Source organism: uncultured Halomonas sp., from assembly GCF_947501415.1.
Lineage (GTDB): Bacteria > Pseudomonadota > Gammaproteobacteria > Pseudomonadales > Halomonadaceae > Halomonas.
The window spans coordinates 110,179-131,614 of the sequence record NZ_CANMVL010000017.1 but is presented as its reverse complement, the minus strand read 5'-3'; the positions used below and the strand labels follow the sequence as shown (position 1 = coordinate 131,614).

Annotated in this window: 16 protein-coding genes; 3 read left to right on the top strand and 13 right to left on the bottom strand. The window is 66.2% G+C overall.

The window, feature by feature from the left end:
• Nucleotides 1-336 precede the first annotated feature (336 nt).
• The 3 genes from clpB to rluD all read right to left on the bottom strand — a co-directional run bounded on the left by clpB (nt 337) and on the right by rluD (nt 4,993).
• Nucleotides 337-2,922: an ATP-dependent chaperone ClpB gene (clpB, locus tag Q0894_RS12360; RefSeq protein ID WP_299235797.1), complete on the bottom strand. Its 2,586-nt coding sequence runs from the start codon at nt 2,920-2,922 to the stop codon at nt 337-339.
• Between the two features lie 330 nt (nt 2,923-3,252).
• A complete protein-coding gene (gene pgeF, locus Q0894_RS12355; protein ID WP_299235794.1) occupies nt 3,253-4,008 on the bottom strand; it encodes a peptidoglycan editing factor PgeF in 756 nt (251 codons plus the stop codon).
• A 25-nt stretch (nt 4,009-4,033) separates the two neighbouring features.
• Nucleotides 4,034-4,993 carry a 23S rRNA pseudouridine(1911/1915/1917) synthase RluD gene (rluD, locus tag Q0894_RS12350; RefSeq protein WP_299235791.1) on the bottom strand — a complete coding sequence of 320 codons (960 nt, stop codon included), beginning with the start codon at nt 4,991-4,993 and terminating at the stop codon, nt 4,034-4,036.
• Between the two features lie 135 nt (nt 4,994-5,128).
• Here rluD and Q0894_RS12345 point away from each other — a divergent pair, with 135 nt between their 5' ends.
• On the top strand, nt 5,129-6,013 hold the full coding sequence (locus Q0894_RS12345) for an outer membrane protein assembly factor BamD (protein WP_299235788.1): 885 nt from the start codon (nt 5,129-5,131) through the stop codon (nt 6,011-6,013).
• 137 nt (nt 6,014-6,150) lie between these two features.
• Here Q0894_RS12345 and Q0894_RS12340 read toward each other — a convergent pair whose 3' ends face one another.
• A complete protein-coding gene (locus Q0894_RS12340; RefSeq protein ID WP_299235785.1) occupies nt 6,151-7,782 on the bottom strand; it encodes an NAD+ synthase in 1,632 nt (543 codons plus the stop codon).
• Nucleotides 7,783-7,878: 96 nt separating this feature from the next.
• On the opposite strand from Q0894_RS12340, the gene Q0894_RS12335 reads away from it, so the two are divergent.
• Nucleotides 7,879-8,175, top strand: a complete 297-nt coding sequence (locus Q0894_RS12335; protein WP_299235782.1) for a PP0621 family protein — start codon at nt 7,879-7,881, stop codon at nt 8,173-8,175.
• Between the two features lie 52 nt (nt 8,176-8,227).
• Here Q0894_RS12335 and Q0894_RS12330 read toward each other — a convergent pair whose 3' ends face one another.
• From Q0894_RS12330 to Q0894_RS12295, 8 genes are all read right to left on the bottom strand, one after another.
• A complete protein-coding gene (locus Q0894_RS12330) occupies nt 8,228-10,054 on the bottom strand; it encodes a DEAD/DEAH box helicase (protein WP_299235779.1) in 1,827 nt (608 codons plus the stop codon).
• Between the two features lie 130 nt (nt 10,055-10,184).
• Nucleotides 10,185-10,775, bottom strand: coding sequence for a HupE/UreJ family protein (locus Q0894_RS12325; protein WP_299235776.1), 591 nt, complete (start codon nt 10,773-10,775; stop codon nt 10,185-10,187).
• A gap of 92 nt (nt 10,776-10,867) precedes the next feature.
• Nucleotides 10,868-11,620, bottom strand: a complete 753-nt coding sequence (gene ureG, locus Q0894_RS12320) for an urease accessory protein UreG (protein WP_299235773.1) — start codon at nt 11,618-11,620, stop codon at nt 10,868-10,870.
• A gap of 22 nt (nt 11,621-11,642) precedes the next feature.
• A complete protein-coding gene (locus tag Q0894_RS12315) occupies nt 11,643-12,500 on the bottom strand; it encodes an urease accessory protein UreD (RefSeq protein WP_299235771.1) in 858 nt (285 codons plus the stop codon).
• 85 nt (nt 12,501-12,585) lie between these two features.
• The gene (locus tag Q0894_RS12310; RefSeq protein WP_299235768.1) at nt 12,586-13,260 is read right to left on the bottom strand and encodes an urease accessory UreF family protein; all 675 of its coding nucleotides are present in this window, start codon (nt 13,258-13,260) and stop codon (nt 12,586-12,588) included.
• A gap of 12 nt (nt 13,261-13,272) precedes the next feature.
• Complete coding sequence (locus Q0894_RS12305) at nt 13,273-14,982, bottom strand: urease subunit alpha (RefSeq protein ID WP_299235766.1); 1,710 nt, start codon at nt 14,980-14,982, stop codon at nt 13,273-13,275.
• Nucleotides 14,975-15,460, bottom strand: coding sequence for an urease subunit beta (locus tag Q0894_RS15780; protein ID WP_366131013.1), 486 nt, complete (start codon nt 15,458-15,460; stop codon nt 14,975-14,977). The genes Q0894_RS12305 and Q0894_RS15780 overlap by 8 nt, the downstream gene beginning before the upstream one ends.
• Before the next feature lie 38 nt (nt 15,461-15,498).
• Entirely contained in the window at nt 15,499-15,801 is a 303-nt protein-coding gene (locus Q0894_RS12295; protein WP_132045202.1) for an urease subunit gamma, read from the bottom strand.
• 297 nt (nt 15,802-16,098) lie between these two features.
• Here Q0894_RS12295 and Q0894_RS12290 point away from each other — a divergent pair, with 297 nt between their 5' ends.
• A complete protein-coding gene (locus Q0894_RS12290; RefSeq protein ID WP_299235761.1) occupies nt 16,099-17,247 on the top strand; it encodes a PQQ-dependent sugar dehydrogenase in 1,149 nt (382 codons plus the stop codon).
• Between the two features lie 190 nt (nt 17,248-17,437).
• Here the strand turns inward: Q0894_RS12290 and purL are convergent, their stop codons facing one another.
• Nucleotides 17,438-21,400, bottom strand: a complete 3,963-nt coding sequence (purL, locus tag Q0894_RS12285) for a phosphoribosylformylglycinamidine synthase (RefSeq protein ID WP_299235758.1) — start codon at nt 21,398-21,400, stop codon at nt 17,438-17,440.
• Between the last annotated feature and the right edge of the window lie 36 nt (nt 21,401-21,436).

Sequence of the window (21,436 nt, the reverse complement as noted above, 5' to 3'; positions counted from 1 at the left end):
TCGGCGGGTAGAGGCCACAGGCCTACCCTTCACACGGTAATGGGGGATTGCCCGCTGGGTCCGTGCCCGTATCAGGAAGGGTCAAGATTCCATTAGCGCCAAGGGCGTGTCAACCGCGGAAACAGCGTGGGTAGTCCATGGAAGGGGGTTGGGCAAGGCAATATTGGGAACAGATCCAAAAAAAGCCCGCACTCTCGCGGGGAGAGACGGGCAAGGGGGGTTACAGGACGCAACCTGTCATTCAGTCTAGACGGCCAGGCTCAGGATGCGAGTGCCGGCGCCCGCTCAGCGTGCGCCGGCACCGGCTCCCTTTCACTTCTGTGCGGCGACACCGTCTCAAGACTTGTCGAACACCAGCCGATCCTCATCGGCATCTACCCGGATGGTGTCGCCGGGCGAAAACTTCCCGGCCAACAGATCCTGGGCCAGCGGGTTCTCGATACGCGCCTGGATGGCCCGCTTGAGCGGCCGCGCGCCGAAGACCGGATCGAAGCCCACCACCGCGAGCTGGGCCATGGCCGCATCGCTGACCTCCAGAGAGAGCTCATGCTCCGCCAGCCGCACCCGCAGGCGATCGAGCTGGATCCCGGCGATGGCCTGGATCTGCTCCTGTCCGAGGGCATGAAACACCACCACCTCATCGATGCGGTTGATCAGCTCGGGGCGGAAGTGAGTACCGACCACCTCCATTACCGCGCTCTTCATCTGCTCGTATTCGGTGTCGCCACCGCCCATGCGCTGGATGATGTCCGAGCCCATGTTGGAGGTCATCACGATCACCGTATTGCGGAAGTCCACGGTGCGACCCTGGCCATCGGTGAGGCGTCCATCTTCCAGCACCTGCAACAGGATATTGAAGACATCCGGGTGTGCCTTCTCCACCTCGTCGAGCAGCAGCACCGAGTAGGGCTTGCGACGCACCGCCTCGGTCAGATAGCCCCCCTCCTCGTAGCCGACATAGCCGGGAGGGGCACCGATCAGCCTTGCCACGGAGTGCTTCTCCATGAACTCCGACATGTCGATGCGCACCATCGCCTCCTCGGTATCGAAGAGGAAGTTGGCCAACGACTTGCACAGCTCCGTCTTGCCGACTCCGGTGGGGCCGAGGAACAGGAAGGAGCCATTGGGGCGATGTGGGTCGGCCAGCCCCGCCCGGGAGCGACGCACGGCATTGGCCACCGCGGTCACCGCCTCGTGCTGGCCGATCACCCGCTCATGCAACGCCTCCTCCATGCGCAGCAGCTTGTCGCGCTCACCCTCGAGCATCTTGGCGACCGGAATGCCGGTCCAGCGCGAGACCACCTCGGCGATCTCCTCCTCGGTGACGTTGGAGCGCAGCAGGGTATGCTTCGAGATATCCGACTCGGCCTCGCTGAAGTCCGCGATCTTCTTCTCGAGCTCGGGTATCACGCCGTACTGCAGCTCGGACATCCGCGCCAGGTCACCCTGCCGCTTGGCCTGCTCCAGATCGATGCGAGCACGATCGAGCTCCTCCTTGAACTGTCCCGCCCCCTGGATGCTGGCCTTCTCGGCCTTCCACACCTCGTCGAGATCGGCATAGTCGCGCTCGAGCCCGGCGATCTCCTCCTCGAGACTCTCCAGGCGCCGGCGAGAAGCCTCGTCGGTCTCCTTCTTGAGGTGCTCGCGCTCCATCTTCAGCTGAATCAGCCGGCGGTCGAGGCGATCCATCTCCTCTGGCTTGGAGTCGAGCTCCATGCGGATGCGCGAGGAGGCCTCGTCAATCAGGTCGATCGCCTTGTCGGGCAGCTTGCGATCGGTGATATAGCGGGTGGAGAGCTTGGCCGCGGCGATAATGGCGCCATCCGTGATGTCGACCTTGTGGTGCACCTCGTAGCGCTCCTTGAGGCCACGCAGGATCGCTACGGTGTCTTCCTCCGAGGGTTCATCCACCACCACCTTCTGGAAGCGACGCTCCAGCGCCGCATCCTTCTCGATGTACTGGCGATACTCATCAAGGGTGGTGGCACCCACGCAGTGCAGCTCGCCACGAGCCAGGGCCGGCTTGAGCATATTGCCGGCATCCATGGCCCCCTCGGCCTTGCCGGCCCCCACCATGGTGTGCAGCTCATCGATAAACAGGATGACCCGGCCCTCCTCCTGGGCGAGCTCCTTGAGCACCGACTTGAGACGCTCCTCGAACTCGCCACGGAACTTGGCCCCGGCCAGCAGCGCGCCCATATCCAGCGACAGCACGCGCTTGTCCTTGAGCCCCTCGGGCACCTCGCCATCGACGATGCGCTGGGCCAGCCCCTCGACGATGGCGGTCTTGCCGACGCCGGGCTCACCGATCAGCACCGGGTTGTTCTTGGTACGCCGCTGGAGGACCTGAATGGTGCGACGGATCTCGTCATCACGCCCGATTACCGGGTCGATCTTGCCGCTGGCGGCCCGCTCGTTGAGGTCCAGGGTGTACTTTTCCAGCGCCTCGCGCTGATCCTCGGCATTGGGGTCATCGACCCTCTCGCCGCCACGCACGCCATCGACCGCGGACTCCAGCGCCTTGCGCGAGAGCCCCGCCTGTGTGAGCAGCTTGCTGACCGCGCCCCCCATCTCCAGCGCGGCGAGCAGCACCAGCTCGCTGGCGATGTACTGATCACCACGCTTCTGGGCTTCGCGATCGGTAAGATTGAACAACTTGATCAGGTCGCGTGAGGGCTGCACCTCGCCGTCGAACTGGGCGACCCTGGGCAGGTCGTCGAGATGCCCAACCAGCACATCGCGCAACCGGGCGGCATCGCCACCGGCCCTCTGAACCAGCGCCTTGGCACCGGTGTCGGTGGCGTCGAGCAGTGCCAGCAGCAGATGGCCGGGCTCGAGCTGGTTATGACCGTGCCCCACGGCCAGCGACTGGGCATCGGCCACGGCGTTCTGCAGCTTGGCGGTAAACTTGTCGAAACGCATATCACGTCCTCCATCGGGATGACGAGGCGATCGGACGCCCCGCTTGACCCTGTGAATGTCTTGACAACTTAAATGGCGTCAAGACAGGCCGGTTTCAAGTCGGCCGTCGGGAGGAAGTGCATGACAAGTTGACGCGGATCAAGCGACAAGGGGTTGCGCGAGGCTGTTCCGGCGACAGGCCTTCGAGGGGGCGCTGTAAATACTTCCCTGTACGCTACCTCGGCCATCCCTGGTCCTCGGACCCCCTCTGCGACCTATCCCCGGCGCCTCTAGCTTAGTGCGTCTGCGATAGCCGCGGGTTTCCTTGAGCCTTGAAGCTTGTAGCTCGCTTCAGCGCAGCCAGATCACGCTGGCCATTCTTCCCGTGCTGCCATTGTCGCGGCGGTGGGAGTAGAAGCGTGACTCGCAGGCGGTGCAGAAGTGGCCGCCGCTGATATGGGAGACGCCCAGACGCTCCAGACGCAAGCGCGCCAGGCGGTAGAGGTCGGCCATGTAGTGGCCCAGGCGATAGGGGCTGGGGTCGAAAGCATCGGCGGCCTCGGGGTGCACGCCAACGAAGGCCTGATAGACCTCGGGTCCCACCTCAAACTGGGCATTGGAGATCGCCGGTCCCAGCCAGGCCAGCTGCTCCTCGGGCGGCACACCCAGTGCCGCCACCGTGGCCTCCAGCACCCCGCCCGCCAGCCCGCGCCAGCCGGCATGGGCCACCGCCACGCGCTCGCCGCGGCGGTCACAGAAGAAGACCGGCAGGCAGTCGGCGGTAAGGACCACACAGGCATGGCCACGATCGAAGGCGACCGCGGCATCGGCCTCCGGCGATTCGTCCGTATAGCCTTGCTGCACCCGCGCGCCGTGTACCTGATTGAGCCACAGCAGCGGTCGTTCGTTATCAACCTGCTTGTGCAGCAGGCGACGGCATAGTGCCACATGGGCGGGATTGTCACCCACGTGGTCGGCCGGGTTGAAGCAGGCAAAGTCCCCCTGACTGGGACCGGTCTCGCGGGTGGTGACGAAGGCCCCCACGGAGGTGGGTGCCGGCCAGTCGGGCAGGACCAGGGTGGGCCGCAGGTCGGGGGCGTCGCTCATGACAGTATCCTCGGTGCCGCAGGGTTCAGCGCATCGTCTCGTGGTCGTCACGCAGGTAGTCGAGCAACATCAACAGGTCGTCCGGCAGGGCCGCCCGGAAGCTCATCGTCTCACCACTGCCCGGATGCACGAAAGCCAGCCGGCGGGCGTGCAGCGCCTGGCGCGGAAACTCGCGCAGAATCTCCTTGAGCGTATCCGAGGAGCCGGCGGGCAACTTCAGACGACCGCCGTAGACGGGGTCGCCGACCAGCGGGTAGCGCAGATGCGCCAGGTGCACGCGGATCTGGTGAGTACGCCCGGTCTCCAGCCGGCAGCGCACATGGGTATGAGCACGGAAGCGCTCGACCACTCGGTAGTGGGTCACCGCCGGCTTGCCGGCGGCGGTCACCGCCTGGCGCTTGCGATCCTTGGCATGTCGGCCGATCGGCGCGTTCACCGTGCCGCCGGCAGTCATCACCCCAACGCAGATGGCGTCATACTCCCGTGACACCGTGCGCGCCTGCAGCTGCTCCACCAGCGCCGTCTGGGCGGCCAGCGTTCTGGCCACCACCATCAGGCCACTGGTGTCCTTGTCCAGGCGATGAACGATGCCGGCCCTGGGCACCGTCGCCAGCGCCGGGTCGTGATGCAGCAGCGCATTGAGCAGGGTGCCATTCGGGTTGCCTGCTGCCGGGTGCACCACCAGACCCGGCGGCTTGTTGACCACCAGCACCTGCTCATCCTCGTACACCACCTCGAGGGGAATATCCTCGGGCTCGAAGCGGGTATCGTCCTCGACTTCGGTGCAGAGGCGCAGCCATTCGCCTCCGTAGACTTTATCCTTGGGGCGCGCCGGCTGGTCATCCAGGGTCAGGTCGCCGGCCTTGATCCAGGCCTTCAGGCGCTCGCGGGAAAAGTCGGAGAAGAGCTCCGCCGCGGCCTGGTCGAGCCGCTGGCCGGCCATGGCGTCGGGAACACGCTGCTGTGCTTCGAAGGTCTGGGACATGAAGAGAGTGACCGTTTCGGGGATCGGAATCGGGCGCCGCCGATGACTGCGTTTTGCCACGCAGTGCTTTATAGTGGGCGGGTTTACGGCCGATTCTAACACGGCCCGTCCGCGTTGTTTGCCACGAGGATCACGATGCGCGTTTCCAACACCCCTGCCCGTTTCGCGGCCCTGCTCCTGGCTACCAGCCTGCTGACCGGCTGTTCCCTGTTCGGCGGTGGCTCCGACGCCTCGCGCGACGAGAGCGACAGCAGTGCACAAGCCAGCCCCTCACAGCGGGTCGCGGAGGAAGAGGTCGAGTATGCCAACCTCGGTGAGCGCGAACTCTACGAGGAGGCGCGCGACTCCCTGGACCGCGGCAACTTTACCGCGGCGATTTCCCGGCTCGAGGCGCTCGATACCCGCTTCCCGTTCGGTGCTCACGCCGAACAGGCCCAGCTGGAGCTTATATACGCCTACTACGAGACCGGCAACTGGGAGGCGACCCGTGCGGCGGCCAACCGCTTTATCCGCCTGCACCCCAGCCACCCTCAGGCCGACTATGCCCTCTACATGCGGGGGCTGGCCGCCTGGCAGGCCGGTCGCTTCAGCCTCGAGCGTCTCAAGCTGATCGACATCTCCAAGCGCGACCTGGGCGCCTCCCGTGATGCCTACAGCGACTTCCGCGAGCTCGGCAGGCTCTACCCCAACAGCCAGTACGCACCCGATGCTCGCCAGCGCATCATCTACCTGCGCAATCTGCTTTCGCGCCATGAGCTGCATGTCGCCGACTACTACATGCGCCGCGGCGCCTACCTCGCCGCCGTGGAGCGCGGCCGCTGGGTGATCGAGAACTACCCCCAGAGCGAGGCCACTCGCGACGCCCTGGCGGTCATGGTCGAGGGCTACCTGGGCCTGGAGATGCGCGACCGCGCCCGCGAGACCCTGCGCGTGCTGATCGACAACGCCCCCGACCACGAGCAACTGCGGGGCCGCACCTTCACGCCCCGCCACGTCGACGCCGACTCGATCTCGGCCTGACCGGCGGCAGGCTACACGTCAGAATCACGTGATCGCTCGAAGTAAAAGAAAACCCGGAGGCCTTGGCCTCCGGGTTTTCTTGTAGCTCGGCACTTGTAGCTCCGCTCTTGTAGCTCGTAGCTCGTAGCTCGTCGGCGCTATTCGCCGGGCTGCCAGCCATTGACGATAGGGTAGCGGCGATCGCGACCAAACCCGCGGCGGGTTACCCTCACCCCCACCGGTGCCTGGCGACGCTTGTACTCGCAACGGTCCACCAGCTTGACCACCCGGTAGACATCATCGCGGTCAAAGCCCGCCTCGATGATCGCCTCGGCACTCATGTCGCCCTCGATATAGCGCACCAGAATGGCATCCAGGGTGTCGTAGTCGGGCAGCGAGTCGCTGTCCTTCTGGTCGGGTGCCAGCTCCGCGGAGGGCGGACGCTCGATCACCCGCTCGGGGATGGCCGGCGACTGGGTGTTGCGCCAGCGCGCCAGACGGTAGACCCAGGTCTTGTAGACATCCTTGATGGCGTTGTAGCCGCCCACCATATCGCCATAGAGCGTGGAGTAGCCCACCGCCATCTCGCTCTTGTTGCCGGTGGTCAGCACCATCAGGCCCTTCTTGTTGGAGATCGCCATCAACAGCACGCCACGACAGCGGGACTGCAGGTTCTCCTCGGTGGTGTCCCGCGTCGTGCCCTCGAAGGTACCGGAGAGGGTCTCCATGAACGCCTCCACCATCGGCTCGATGGGCATCACCTCGTAGTGCACGCCCAGCATATCGGCCTGTTCGGCGGCATCCTGCCGGGAGATATCGGCGGTATAGTGGTAGGGCATCATCACCGCCTGTACCCGCTGGGGGCCCAGGGCATCCACGGCAATCGCCAGTGACAGGGCGGAGTCGATGCCCCCCGAAAGTCCCAGCACCACGCCCTCGAAGCCGCTCTTGTTGACGTAGTCACGCAGGCCGGTAACCAGCGCACAATAGAGATTCTCTTCCGGCTCGACGTCGGGCTCGGTCTCGCCGGCCTGGGGCACCCAGCCGCCCTGGCGGTGAATAAACTGCACCGGCATCACGCCCACGGCCCAGTGGGGCGCCTGCACGCACAGCTCGCCGGAAGCGTCCACGCAGGCCGAACCGCCGTCGAACACCAGCTCGTCCTGACCGCCGATCTGGTTCACATAGACGATGGGCAGCGACACCGCCGCGGCACGCTCCTCCAGCAGACGCAACCGCTCGGCAGGCTTGTCCTGATGGAAGGGCGAGGCGTTGAGGCTGATCAGGATCTCGGCGCCGGCCTCCTTCGCCAGCCGCGCCGGGGCCTCCTCCCAGAGATCCTCGCAGATCAGCAGACCCAGCTTCGCGCCCCGATGCTCGACCACCAGCGGCTCGCTGCCCCGAGCAAAGTAGCGCTGTTCGTCGAACACCTCATAGTTGGGCAGCGCCTGCTTGGCATATTCACCCAGCCACTCGCCGTCGAAGAGCGCACCGGCGAGGTTCCAGAGCTGCCCCTCGCGACGGCCGGGATAACCGACGATCACCAGCACATCACGCACGACCTTGGCCGCCATCCGAGCGCGAGCCTCGCGCAGACGACTCTCCATGGAGGGTCGCAACAGCAGGTCCTCCGGCGGATAGCCGGTCAGACAGAGTTCGGGCAGCACCACGATATCGGCGCCATGCTCGATGCGCGCCTCGCGCACCGCCTCGATGGCGCGATCGGTGTTGCCGGGAATATCCCCTACCAGGGGGTCCAGCTGAGCCATCACCAGCGTCAGGTCTTGCATGGGCTTGGAAATCTCTCGAGAATCAATGAATACCCTCATTGTCCCGCATGGGCGGCCGACTGGCAAAGCCGACCACCCCACCTGGGAGTCACCCGGATGAACCTCTTGATAATACGCCTGATCATCTTCGCCGTGCTGTTCTTCGCCGGCCTCAAGCTATACCGCATGTACCGAGAGTGGAAGCTGAACCGTGAAGAGCTGCTGGAGGACGACCGCGACGACTCCCGGGGCAATAAGATGGTGCGCTGCGCCTGGTGCCAGGTGCATGTACCCGAGAGCGAAGCCCAGCGCGCGCAGGGCGAGTGGTTCTGCTCCAGCGCCCACCGTGACCGCTACCTTCAAGAGCAGAAGGAACATGACGAACCGGGAAGCGACGACGACCCGCACGCCTGAAGCGCCGACACCCTGGATGCGGCTCGCCTGCTCCCCAGACTAGCCAGCCGCCCTACTCCGCCTCAACCGCCCGGCGAAAGCGCCCGACATAGTCGAACAGCTTCTCGCGCACCTGCCAGTGGCGCCCCACCCTGCGTCCCACCACGAAGTCGGGATGACGCAGGCGGTGACGCTCGGCGATCACCTGCTCTGGGGTCTCAGGCCGAAACGGCACCCCCGGGGCGCGCAGATGCTCACGCAGGAAGGCCGCAGCGAAGGCGCCGCGCTGGGCCGGGGTCTCAAGGGCGAACCACTCGGCTAGCGTCGTGCCATCCTCGTCATGGTAGGTGACCTTGAGGCGAGGCAGGCCGCGGCCGTTGACGGTGGCCTCCAGCTGCATGCCGGCGACCCGCAGCACCCGGGCGTCACGCAGGCGCAACGCCTCCTTGAGCTTGTCGTCGGCATCCACCAGCTGGACGCCGCAGCCATGGCAGCGCCGGGCGGCGATATCGTTCTCGGCGCCGCAGTCGCCACACACCTTGAAACGAAAGCGAAACGAACATTGCTCCATCGCCGTCGACGTCGACGTTGAAGTTACGCTTTTCGCTCGGGGTCGGGCGCGATTGGAAAGCACCAGCCCCTGGCAACGACGCCCGAAATGCTCGATCACCAGGTCGCCGTCGCGCTTGCCCCAGAACAGATTGGCATGACCGCAGGCCGGGCACTCCACCTGCACCGGTTCGCTGTCGCCTGTCGGCTTGGGTGATCCCACCTCGGGGGCGTAGAGATCCCAGGGGTTACCGGCGTAGTCGAGGATCAGGCAGTCGCGCTTGCCCGGCGCGAGGCGCAGCCCGCGGCCGGCGATCTGCTGGTAGAGGCTCACCGACTCGGTGGGGCGCAGGATAACGATCAGGTCGACATGCGGCGCATCGAAGCCGGTGGTCAGCACCGCCACATTGACCAGGTACTTCAGCTTGCGCGCCTTGAAGACGTCGATGATCCGTTCACGCTCGGCCGAGGGCGTCTCGCCGGTGATCAGCGCCGACTCCTCTGCCGGCAGATAGCCGAGGATCTCCTCGGCATGGGCCACACTGGCGGCAAACAGCATCACCCCCTGGCGATCCCGGGCTCGCTCAACCACCTCGGCAATGATGCCCGGCGTGGCACGATGGCCCGCAACCACTCGATTGAGCTCCTCCTCCCGGAAGAGCCCACTCGTGGTCGGCGTGAGCGCCGAGAAGTCGTAGCGCTCCACCGCCGCGTCCACCCTCACCGGCTCGGCCAGGTAGCCCTGCTTGACCATCAGCCTGAGCGGCTGCTCGAAGACACACGCCTGGAAGAAGCAATCGGCCTCACCGCGCACCATGCCATGATGGTGGCGGTGGTAGATGAAGCCCTGGCCGAGACGATAAGGCGTCGCCGTCAGCCCCAGCACCTTGAGCCGGGGGTTGGCCAAGCGCAGTCGGTCGATCACCCGCCGGTAGCTGGCGTCCTCCGCCGGTGAGACACGGTGGCACTCGTCGATCACCAGCAGGGTGAAGTTGCCCTGCCCCGGGGCCGGAGAAGCGAAGCGGTCCAGGCCACGCACCACCGACTGTACCGAGCCAAACACCACCTGCCGCTCGGACTCCTTGCGCCCCAGGCCGGCGCTGAAGATATCGGCCTCGAGGCCGTAGGCCAGATACTTGGCGTGGTTCTGCTCCACCAGTTCACGCACATGGGCCAGCACCAGCACCCGCCCGCGGGCCAGGCGCGCCAGCTCGGCGATCACCAGCGACTTGCCGCTGCCGGTGGGCAGCACCACCACTGCCGGGTCGTCGGACCCACGGAAGTGCTCGATGACTCGCCCCACCGCCTCCCGTTGATAGGGTCGCAGACTTGGCACAGGCTTTTCGATCATCAGGCACCTCCCACACTGAGGGGGCGCCAGTCTACCGGGCGATGGTGGCTGCGTCAGCCCGGCTCGCAATGCTCGGCAACGCAGCGGACAGGGTCACCCCGCCCGCTGCATTCGGTTAACCACACAAGGGTCAGGCGAAGCCGAGATAGAGCCCGAAGGCGGCGATAAGGGCGCCGGCGTATTGCGCGATGCGCGGGCTGGCCCAGCGCCTGGCGAGGTGGCCCAGGCCCACTCCACAGCCATGCAGAGCCGCGGTGGCGATAACAAAGCCGATACCGTAGGCCAGCCCCGACGCCATCGCCGGCATCTCGGTGCCGTGAGCATGGCCATGGAACACCGCGAACAGGCCAACCAGGCCGCCACTCGCCAGCAGCGGCAAACGCACCGAGGCCGCAACCAGCAGGCCGAGGACAAGCACCGACGCCACGATGCCCGGCTCGACCCATGGCAGGGCGACTCCCGCCATGCCGATCGCGCCGCCGAGCAGCATGACCGTCATGAAGCTGACGGGCACGACCCAGATGGCACGCCCACCTCGCTGGGCGGCCCAGAGACCGACCGCGAGCATGGCAGCCATGTGATCGATGCCCATCCAGGGGTGCAGGAAGCCCTGCGCCATCCCTCCCGAGTATCCGCTGCCGACATGGGCATAAGCCAAGGCTGGCAACAGCAGAAGGGCCGCGCCCCACCCGATGCGTCGCGTCAGTTCGTGTGATTGCATGTTACTCCTCCTACCTTGACCCAAAAGTATGACCTCAACCGCCTGTGGCGCTGATCGCCGTGTTGAGCCCGGTGGCTCCATGTCTCCATGCGTCACTCATGACCATGTTGGTGATGAGTATGCCCGCCTCCGTGGCTGTGTACGTGACTGCCATCGTCTGTTGCGTGGAAGTGCGGCGCCATGGGGCCGGGATCGACCGGGGCATGGCTGCCATCGGCGTAGGCGCGATGTAGTTGCCGCACCCAGTCGCAAAGCTGGCTCGTGGTCTCGGGGCGCTTGCGTGATATCGCCAGTACCGGGCGCCCCTCGCGGGCCTTCTCGGCATCTGTGACCATTTGCTCGACGTCGACATCGACATGCTCGGCGAGGTCGACCTTGTTGATGACCAGCAGGTCGGCGCCACCGATGCCGGGGCCGCCCTTGCGCGCCACATCGCCGCCCCCGGCGACGTCGAGCACGAAGAGCTGTGCATCGATGAGGGCCGGCGAGAAAGTCGCGGTGAGGTTATCTCCGCCACTCTCGACGAGCACGATGTCCAGCGGGGCAAAGTCACGCTCGAGGTCCTCGATGGCGATCAGGTTCATGGTCACGTCGTCGCGAATCGCGGTATGGGGGCAGGCGCCCGTCTCCACCGCACGGATTCGCTCGGCCGGCAGCACGCCCTCGGAGCGCAGGAAGCGCGCGTCCTCGTCGGTGTAGATATCGTTGGTGATCACGCCGATGACGAATTCATCGCTGAGACTGCGGCACAGCGTCGCGATCACCGAGCTTTTCCCGGTTCCCACGGGACCGGCGACACCGATCCTCAGTGCACGATGCTCGTTCGGCGGGGTTGTCTTCGCCATGCTGTTCTCCTCCGTGGCCGGTTTATCCGGCACCTGTGTGCTCAGTTTCGCTGACCACCTCATCACGGTGGCCCTCGGGTTCGGGCAGGGGGGCATCCCTGGGTGCCCACGGCGCCCCAAGCGTGTCGAGTCCGGCGCTCAGGCGCCGGCGAAGCTGCAGGCTATCGGGTGCCACGGCACTGACGAGCATGCCCGGCCCCGGCAGTGGCGCCAGGATGGCGCTGGAATGAAAGGCGGAGGTGGCCGGAGCCCCGCTCTCCCAGGCGGGGTCGACCGCAATGATCGACCCGACGGCGCCGTTCTCGCCCACGACGGCGGCACCACGCCAGCCATCGGCCTGCGGCCCAACGCACAGCTGCTGGTGATAGAGGGGGGTATCGTCATGGGTCACGCGCAGGGTGGTGCGGAAATCTCCCGGTGGTTCGCGGTGTCGCCCGAGCAGCGTCTCCTCACGCATCACCAGCCGGGCACCGCGTTCGAGGCGGACCCGCACGTCATGCTCATGGTCACAGCCACGAGCCGCGATGATCGGCTCCGGCAGCCAGACGAAGGTGGCGCCCTCGCCGACATACACATTGATTCGCATATGCGAACGCCCGCCACACGGACCCGGCAGCACCAGCATCGCCGAGGCCTCGGTCAGCACCAGTGTGCTGCCTGCCCCGACATGCACATCGAGCGAATAGTCGTCGCCGCCGAGCGGGCCAGCGGCGCCGGCGGCCAGCATGACACGCGCCACCTCGCGACGACGATGGGTCAGCGGCTCCGACTCCTTGGGATGGGCCGGACGCAGGACGAGTGCCCCCTGGGAGCGCAATACACCGACCCTCGAGCGTGCCAGGACGTCTGCCTCGGTGGTCAGCACCGCCCGTGACGACATGGCACCCGGCCGTCTCGCCCCCTGATCACGACGTACAGGCTCACGAGGCGAATGTTCATGAGGTGAATACTTATGAGATGAATGTTCACGAGGCGAAGAGGCGTACATTCCAGCTCCTGTGGTGTTCGGCCGCGATATCGCTCAGGGGAGCCCCCCGCGAAGGCAGTTCGCTTGCGGGAGCATCGGCGTGATTGGCGGCGGCGTCTGCCAGGCGGTCGAGCCGTTCGGTCGCCCGCGCGAGGGCGGCGTGGACATCGAAGGGGTCGATGCGCATCAGTTTCGCCGCGGCCGCGGCCGGCCCCGCCACGCTCTCGTGCAGGATGGCCAGCGCGGCGTCGCGAGGGCCGAGGCCGAGCGCCGCGGCGGCCACCCCCATGACCACAGGCTGATGGGGCGCGGTGCCGAGCAGCGCGAAGTGCGGATGGGGGTGAATGGTGCTCATCACTCGAAGCAACTGCCTGCCGAGCGTTCGCGACACCGAGCGCAGTTCCGGGGAGGGTGTACGTGCGTCGAGCTCGGACTCCAACGCCGACAACGCCGCGATGTCATCCCGTACCGCACGCTCACAGGCGGCGGCGGCGAAGACCGCGGCAACGAAGCCCGTGGTTTCGGCTCGGCCGACAAGAAACTGCTCGAGCCCCGCCGCATCCGACACCCTGCCCGCCTGTACCGTCGGCTCTAGCCCGCCGGAGTGCGCATAGCCGCCTGCCGGCAAGCGACCATCCGCAAGCAGAAGTAGCGCCGCCTGTCCCTGTGCCATATGCCTTCCTGCCTAGAAGAGAAAGTATCGCTGCGCCATCGGCACGTCATCGGTAGGCTCGTGGTCGACGAGCTCGCCATCGATCTTCACCGCATAGGTATTGGGATCGACCTCGATCCTGGGCAGCGCCTGGTTTTCGGGCATATCCATCTTGGTTCTGCCGCGGCAGCTCTCGATGGCGACAAACTGTCGGTGGGTATTCACACGCCCGGGTAGCCCATCATCGATCGCCGTCTGGGAGACGAACGCCATGCTGGTTGCCCCGGCAGCGGGGGAGTAGACATTGAAACCGAGTCGCTCGAGTACGGGTTGAGGGGTAGGAATCGAGGCGTTAGGGTCACCAAGCGCGGCCGTCGCGGCCATCCCTCCCGTGAAGACGATAGTGGGTCGAATGCCGAAGAGGGCCGGCTGCCACAGCACCAGGTCGGCCTTCTTTCCCACCTCGATGGAGCCGATATGCTTCTCGAGCCCATGGGCCACCGCGGGGCAGATCGTGTACTTTGCCACATAGCGGCGCGCCCGGTGATTGTCGGCGTTGGCGTCTCCCGACAGGGGCCCCCGCAGCTTCTTCATCTGGTGCGCGGTCTGCCAGGTACGGATCACCACCTCGCCGATCCGCCCCATCGCCTGGGCGTCCGACGACATGATCGAGATCGCGCCGAGATCCTGCAGCACGTCCTCGGCCGCGATCGTTCCCGCGCGAACCCGGCTTTCGGCGAAGGCGAGGTCGTTGGGCACCTGCGGGTTGAGGTGGTGCGCCACCATCACCATGTCGAGGTGCTCGTCCACGGTATTGCGAGTGAACGGCCGTGTCGGGTTGGTCGACGCCGGCAGCACGTTGGCCTCGCCCGCGATGCGGATGATATCCGGCGCGTGCCCGCCACCGGCGCCTTCGGTATGAAAGGAGTGAAAGGTGCGACCGTCTACCGCCTTGAGCATATCTTCGACGAACCCGGCCTCGTTGAGGGTGTCCGAGTGGATCGCGACCTGAACCCCCGAGGCGTCGGCCACCTGCAGCACGGCGTCGATGACCGCTGGCGTCGCCCCCCAGTCCTCATGCACCTTGAAGCCGCCCACGCCACCGCGGAGCTGCTCCCACATCGCCTCGTGGGACATGGTGTTGCTGCGCCCGAGAAACAGCACATTGACCGGCCAGGGATCGAAGCTCTCCAGCATCCGCTCCATCCACCAGGAACCGGGAGTCGCGAGGGTAGCCTTCGACCCTTCGGTGGGCCCCGTGCCACCGCCCAGCACGGTAGTGGTTCCCGATGCCAGGGCGATCTGCATCATCTGGGGGCCGACGAAGTGCACATGGGTGTCGATCGCACCCGCCGTGGCGATCAGCCCGTTACCCGCCATGATCTCGGTCGAGGGACCGATCACCAGGTCGGGGTGCACGCCATCCATGGTGTCGGGATTGCCGGCCTTGCCGATCGCGGTAATACGGCCGTCGCGCACGCCGATATCGGCCTTGATCACGCCCCAGTGGTCGAGAATGACCGCACCGGTGATCACCAGATCCGGGGTGCCCTCGGCACGCGTCGCCGTGGACTGCCCCATCGACTCACGCACCGACTTGCCGCCGCCGAAAACCGCCTCGTCGCCGCCGCCACAGCGGTCCTCCTCGACCTCGATGACCAGATTGGTATCGGCGAGGCGAATACGATCGCCCTTGGTCGGACCATACGACGCCACATATTCCGAACGGGAAATCTTACCCATCGAGACCTCCTCGGCAGAGCCCACGCAGACCGGGCACGATGCGTCGCCCCCGAATAGGGATCAGTTCGACCTCTTCCACGGCCCCGGGCTCGAAGCGGACGGCGCCCCCCGAGAGCACGTTGAGTCGCTTGCCCCAGGCCGCCTCCCTGTCGAACTCGAGCGCCTCGTTGGCCTCGGCGAAGTGATAGTGCGAACCGACTTGCACCGGACGATCCGCGGCATTGATCACCCTGATCGTGGTGATGGGTTGACCGGCATTGATCTCGACATCGCCCTCTCCGTAGAGGACCTCTCCGGGCACCAGAGGATCGCTCTCCTCGAGCCGCCCCATCGACTCCCGACGCGGCGCCTGCCGCGCCCCGGAGCCTGGTCGACGGGGCTCGCTTGGCGAATGGGCACCCGAGGAGCGTGTCCGCTTCTCGATCTTGTAACCGGGTGCATCGGAGGCATGCTCCGCCTTCGGCGAATCGGCAGCCATCTTTTCAGGTGGCCCGAACGGATTGGATGGTTTTCTGGTCATTGTACTGGCCCCGTTACCGTCACGAGTTTGGTGCCGTCGGGGAAGGTCGCCTCGACCTGCACTTGAGCGAGCATCTCCGGCACCCCCTCCATCACATCATCGCGGCTCAGCACGTGACGCCCCGACTCCATGAGGTCGGCAACCGTTTCGCCATTGCGAGCCCCCTCGAGCAGATACGAGGTGATGAGTGCCGTGGCCTCGGGAAGGTTGAGCTTGAGGCCACGCTCCTTGCGCTCCAGCGCCAGCTTGCCGGCCGTGTAGATCATTAGCCGCTCTTGCTCGTGCATACTGAGAAACATGGGACTCCCCCTGAGCGTTATGGCAAGAGTCGCGACGACGCCTTTGTCCAGCTGTCTAGCTGTCTAGCTGACTCCAGCGTGCCGTTCGGATAAACAACCGCTGTTCAAGCAAGCTAGCACACACTCAAGAGGCCACAGCGTTTAATTACCGCTTATGAAGAAGTGCTACACCATGCTGCCGAGCCATACTGAAGGGCCGGGACGCCCCACCCTTCGCCCACACCGCCGCACCAGAGGCGGGTGCCGGTCTATGCTGGTCGATAAGAACCCGAATCGATTCTGAAGGAGGCCCGCATTATGCCGACCACGTTGCGCAGTCTGACCCTCGCCCTGCTGCTGGGCGGTCTGCCCCTCGGCGCTTCGGCCCAGGCGGCCGAGACCCTGATCGATGACCTGGAGAGCGATCACCACACGCTGCGCCTGGAGCGCATCGCCGCCGGGCTCGAACACCCCTGGTCGCTGGCCTTTCTGCCCGACGGCGACCTGCTGGTCAGTGAACGCCCGGGGCGTCTGGCACGCATCGACCAGGCGGGCCAGATTTCCCGTCTGGAGGGTGTCCCAGAGGTGAGCACTCGCGGCCAGGGTGGCCTGCTCGATCTCGCCCTGCACCCGCGCTTCGGCGATGGTAAGCACGACTGGCTCTACTTCACCTGGAGCCAGCCCGGCAGCGGTGGCAGCGCCACCACTCTCTCCCGGGCGCGGCTGGGCGACGACTCCCTGAGCCATATCGAGACGCTTTTCGAGCAGGGCCGTTTCTCCGCCCCCGGGCGCCACTATGGCTCGCGGCTCGCCTGGCTCCCCGACGGCACGCTGCTGATGAGCATCGGCGACCGCGGGCGCGAGCCGTCCCGCGCCCAGGATGGCGGTGATCATGCCGGCAGTGTGCTGCGCCTGACCGACACCGGCGGCGTGCCGCCCGACAACCCCTTCGTCGACGACGCCGCGGTGCTCGACGAGCTGTTCACGATGGGCAACCGCAACCCCCAGGGACTCACCGTCGCTCAGGATGGCACCCCCTGGTCCACCGAACACGGTCCGCGTACCGGCGACGAACTCAACCGCCTGGTGGGCGGCGACAACTATGGTTGGCCGATAGTCAGCCGCGGCAACAACTACGCCACCAATCAGCCCATCGGTCGTGACAGCGCACCGGGCATGCGTGATCCCGTGCATGTCTTCGACGGACGCTTCGCCCCCTCGGGGCTGGTCGAGGTCAGCGGCGACACCTTCACCGCCTGGCAGGGTCACTTTCTGGCCGGTGGCCTGGCCAGTGAACGCCTGATCCGCCTGGCGCTGGAAGGAGATGAGGTGGTGGAACACGAAGTCCTGCTGGAGGGCGAGATCGGACGCATCCGCGACGTCCGTCAGGGACCCGACGGCACCATCTATCTGCTCGAGGACGCCACGAATGGTGCGCTCTACCGGCTGACGCCGGTAGCCCCTTAACGTAGCCCCATAGCCTGGCCCCATAGCGCCCCGGGGCCGCCTTGTCGCGACTCGACTGGATCGCGATAACGACCGGCATGTCGAGTGCGCCTTGACTTGCTACTGGAAGACCGACGTGAGCCAGAATGACGACGCCCGGGGCAGAACAAGTGCTCCCGGGCGTCGCGAGGTACGGAGAGTTGCTAAGCGATCAGCCGAGCCAGACGCGGGCGTTGCGGAACAGCCGCTGCCAGGCACCGTCCTGGGTCCACTCGGCGGGACGCCAGGAGTTGGTCACCGCACGCACCACCCGCTCCGGATGGGGCATCATGATGGTGACCCGGCCGTCCGGGGTGGTGAGCCCGGTGATGCCGGAAGGCGAGCCGTTGGGGTTGGCCGGATAGCGAGTGGTGACCTGGCCGTAGTTGTCCACGTAGCGCAGGGCCACCTCGCCACTGCCCTGCAGCTTGCGCAGGTGGGCGCTGTCACGGAACTCGGCGCGGCCCTCACCATGGGCCACGGCGATGGGCAGTCGCGAGCCCTCCATGCCGGCCAGCAGGATCGAGGCGCTCTTCTCCACCTGGACCATGGCCACGCGGGCCTCGAACTGTTCCGACTCGTTGCGCACGAAACGCGGCCACGCCTCGGCCCCGGGAATCAGCTCCTTGAGCTGGGCAAGCATCTGACAGCCATTGCACACCCCCAGCGAGAAGCTGTCCTCGCGCTGGAAGAAGGCCGCGAACTGGTCGCGAGCACGCTCGTTGAACAGCACCGACTTGGCCCAGCCACCGCCGGCACCCAGCACGTCGCCGTAGGAGAAGCCACCACAGGCCACCAGGCCCTTGAATTCATCCAACGACACCCTGCCCGCCAGGATATCGCTCATATGCACATCCACCGACTCGAAGCCGGCACGGTCGAAGGCCCAGGCCATCTCCACCTGGCCGTTGACCCCCTGCTCGCGCAGCACCGCCACCGCCGGCCGTGCCAGGTTGAGCCCGGGTGCCTGGAGATAGGGGGCCGCGATATCCTCGTCGACATCGAAGGTGGGGGTGGCTGAGAGCCCCGGGTCGCGGTCGTCGAGTAGGCCGTCAAACTCGCTCTTGGCACACTCGGGGTTGTCGCGCAGCGCCTGCAGGCGATAGCTGGTTTCGGCCCAGGTGCGCTGGGTCCGTAACCGCGTGGTCTCGAGCAGCGGCTCCTCGAACAGGGTCACCCGCACCTGATCGTCGTAGCGCGGCCGCGCGATGACGCCACAGGTCTCGAGCCCCGCCGCGGCAAACTGAGCCAGCACCTCCTCGGTGTGCTCACGACTCACCTGGATCACCGCACCCAGCTCCTCGGCGAACAGCGCGTTGAAGGCCTCCACCGGCTCGTCCACCAGCCAGTCGAGCTTGATCTCGAGGCCGGCATGGGCCGCGAAGGCCATCTCCAGCAGGGTCACCAGCAGGCCGCCGTCGCTGCGGTCGTGGTAGGCGAGCAGCTTGCCCTCGGCGTTGAGCCCCTGGATCACCGCGAAGAACGCCTTGAGGTCCTCCGGGTCGTCGAGGTCGGGGCACTCATCCCCCACCTGGCCATAGACCTGGGCCAGCGCGGAGCCGCCCAGGCGATTACGCCCCCCGCCAAGGTCGATCAGGATCAGGTCGGACTCGTCCTGCTCCAGATTGATCTGGGGCGTCAGGGTGCGCATGGCATCCGTGACCGGAGCGAAGCCGGTGATCACCAGCGACAGCGGCGAGGTCACACTCTTCTCCTCGGTCTGGCCTTCACCAGAGCTGTTTTCTTCCTGCCAGGCGGTGCGCATGGACATGGAGTCCTTGCCCACCGGCACGGCGATGCCCAGGGCCGGACAGAGCTCCATCCCCACGGCATGCACGGCGTCGTACAACGCCTGGTTCTCGCCGGGATGATCGGCGGCACTCATCCAGTTGGCGGAGAGCTTGATGTCGGAGAGCTTCTCGATGGGCGCGGCGGCCAGGTTGGTGATCGCCTCGGCCACCGCCAGGCGAGCACTGGCGGCCGGGTCGATCAGCGCCACCGGCGGACGCTCGCCCATGGCCATCGCCTCGCCGGCATGGGTGTCGAAGCTCGCCGTGGTCACCGCCACATCGGCCACCGGCACCTGCCAGGGCCCGACCATCTGATCGCGGGCCACCTGGCCGGTGATCGAGCGGTCACCGATGGTGATCAGAAAGCTCTTGGAGGCCACGGTGGGCAGGCGCAGGACACGATCCATGGCCTCGCGCAGGTCGAGGTTGTCGAGCATCACGCCCGACAGCTCATGGCTCTGCCGCTGGAAGTCACGGGTCATCTTCGGCGGCTTGCCGAACAGCACGCTCATCGGCAGGTCGACGGGCCGGCTCTCGAAGTGGCCGTCACGCACCGTCAGGTGATGGGCCTCGGTGGCCTCGCCAACCACGGCGTAGGGGCAGCGCTCACGAGCACACAGGGCCTCGAAGGTCGCGAGATCCTCCGGCGCCACCGCCAGCACATAACGCTCCTGGGCCTCGTTGCACCAGATCTCCAGCGGGCTCATGCCCGGCTCGGCGTTGGGTACCGCGCGCAGGTCGAACAGGCCACCGCGCTCGCCATCCTTGACCAGCTCCGGCAGCGCATTGGAGAGACCGCCGGCGCCCACGTCATGGATAAAGCACATCGGGTTGTTCTCGCCCAGCGCCCAGCAGCGGTCGATCACCTCCTGGGCCCGGCGCTCCATCTCGGGATTGCCACGCTGCACGGAGGCGAAGTCCAGGTCGGCGCTGGAGGCACCGGACGCCATGGAGGAGGCCGCCCCGCCGCCCAGGCCGATCAGCATCGCCGGGCCGCCCATCACGATCAGCTTGCCGCCTACCGGGATCTCACCTTTCTGCACGTGGCCATCGCGGACATTGCCGTAGCCGCCGGCGATCATGATCGGCTTGTGGAAGCCACGGCGCTCGATGCCATTGGCCCCCATCGCCTCCTGCTCGTAGGTACGGAAGTAGCCGGTGAGGTTCGGCCGACCGAACTCGTTGTTGAAGGCCGCACCGCCGATGGGGCCCTCGAGCATGATCTCGAGCGCCGAGACGATACGCTCGGGCTTGCCATAGTCGAACGCCTCCCAGGGCTGCACGAATTCGGGGATGCGCAGGTTGGAGACGGTAAAGCCGCTGAGACCCGCCTTGGGCTTGCCGCCGATGCCGGTGGCCCCCTCGTCACGAATCTCGCCACCGGCGCCGGTGGCCGCTCCGGGGTGTGGAGCGATGGCCGTCGGGTGGTTGTGGGTCTCCACCTTCATCAGGATCTGGATCGGCTCTTTATGGCCGGCGTAGGTGGCGCGCTCCCCTTCACGACCGGTCAGCGGGGCCGGGAAGAAGCGCGGCGCCTCGCACCCCCGGATCACCGCGGCGTTATCGCTGTAGGCGGAGAGGATGTCGTCCGGCGAGGCCTGATAGGTATTCTTGATCATCTTGAACAGCGAGTGCGTCTGCGCCTCGCCGTCGATCACCCAGTCGGCATTGAAGATCTTGTGACGACAGTGCTCGGAGTTGGCCTGAGCGAACATCATCAGCTCGACATCCGTGGGGTTGCGCCCCAGTTCGCGGAAGGCCTCGACCAGGTAGTCGATCTCGTCATCCGCCAGGGCCAGGCCAAGCTCGGCGTTGGCGGTCACCAGCGCCTCGCGCCCGCCCTCGAGAAGGTCGACGCTACCCAGGGGAGCCGGCTCATGGTGAGCGAAAAGCTGCGCCGCATCGCTGGAGTCGGTCAGCACCGTCTCGGTCATGCGATCATGCAGGATGGCGATGATCTTCTCGAAGGCCTTCTCGGAGAGCATGCCCTTGAGCTTGACCCGGTAGGCGATGCCGCGCTCGATGCGATTCACCTGGGACAGGCCGCAGCTATGGGCGATATCGGTGGCCTTGGAGGACCAGGGTGACTGGGTGCCGATGCGCGGCACCACCAGAAAGAGCTGGCCCTCGCCGGCATCCCCGGCGGCGCTCTGAGGCTCGGCCCCGTAGTCGAGCAACTGCTCCAGCACGGACATGGCCTTGCCAGAAAGCTCGCCCTCATGGTCGACGAAGTGCACATACTCCGCACCAAGCGAGGCAACGTCACCCACGTCATCACGCAGGGCGGCCAGCAGCTTGGCATGACGGAAGGCGGAGAGGGCGGGGGCGCCGCGCAGTTCGAGCATATCCAGGAGCCTCTGAGAATCTTTACGATCGGGGGC

What these genes read in the sequence shown, in the direction of transcription:
- clpB (WP_299235797.1), bottom strand. Translation starts at nt 2,922, where the DNA reads ATGCGTTTCGACAAGTTTACCGCCAAGCTGCAGAACGCCGTGGCCGAT.
- pgeF (WP_299235794.1), bottom strand. Translation starts at nt 4,008, where the DNA reads ATGAGCGACGCCCCCGACCTGCGGCCCACCCTGGTCCTGCCCGACTGG.
- rluD (WP_299235791.1), bottom strand. Translation starts at nt 4,993, where the DNA reads ATGTCCCAGACCTTCGAAGCACAGCAGCGTGTTCCCGACGCCATGGCC.
- Q0894_RS12345 (WP_299235788.1), top strand. Translation starts at nt 5,129, where the DNA reads ATGCGCGTTTCCAACACCCCTGCCCGTTTCGCGGCCCTGCTCCTGGCT.
- Q0894_RS12340 (WP_299235785.1), bottom strand. Translation starts at nt 7,782, where the DNA reads ATGCAAGACCTGACGCTGGTGATGGCTCAGCTGGACCCCCTGGTAGGG.
- Q0894_RS12335 (WP_299235782.1), top strand. Translation starts at nt 7,879, where the DNA reads ATGAACCTCTTGATAATACGCCTGATCATCTTCGCCGTGCTGTTCTTC.
- Q0894_RS12330 (WP_299235779.1), bottom strand. Translation starts at nt 10,054, where the DNA reads ATGATCGAAAAGCCTGTGCCAAGTCTGCGACCCTATCAACGGGAGGCG.
- Q0894_RS12325 (WP_299235776.1), bottom strand. Translation starts at nt 10,775, where the DNA reads ATGCAATCACACGAACTGACGCGACGCATCGGGTGGGGCGCGGCCCTT.
- ureG (WP_299235773.1), bottom strand. Translation starts at nt 11,620, where the DNA reads ATGGCGAAGACAACCCCGCCGAACGAGCATCGTGCACTGAGGATCGGT.
- Q0894_RS12315 (WP_299235771.1), bottom strand. Translation starts at nt 12,500, where the DNA reads ATGTCGTCACGGGCGGTGCTGACCACCGAGGCAGACGTCCTGGCACGC.
- Q0894_RS12310 (WP_299235768.1), bottom strand. Translation starts at nt 13,260, where the DNA reads ATGGCACAGGGACAGGCGGCGCTACTTCTGCTTGCGGATGGTCGCTTG.
- Q0894_RS12305 (WP_299235766.1), bottom strand. Translation starts at nt 14,982, where the DNA reads ATGGGTAAGATTTCCCGTTCGGAATATGTGGCGTCGTATGGTCCGACC.
- Q0894_RS15780 (WP_366131013.1), bottom strand. Translation starts at nt 15,460, where the DNA reads ATGGCTGCCGATTCGCCGAAGGCGGAGCATGCCTCCGATGCACCCGGT.
- Q0894_RS12295 (WP_132045202.1), bottom strand. Translation starts at nt 15,801, where the DNA reads ATGTTTCTCAGTATGCACGAGCAAGAGCGGCTAATGATCTACACGGCC.
- Q0894_RS12290 (WP_299235761.1), top strand. Translation starts at nt 16,099, where the DNA reads ATGCCGACCACGTTGCGCAGTCTGACCCTCGCCCTGCTGCTGGGCGGT.
- purL (WP_299235758.1), bottom strand. Translation starts at nt 21,400, where the DNA reads ATGCTCGAACTGCGCGGCGCCCCCGCCCTCTCCGCCTTCCGTCATGCC.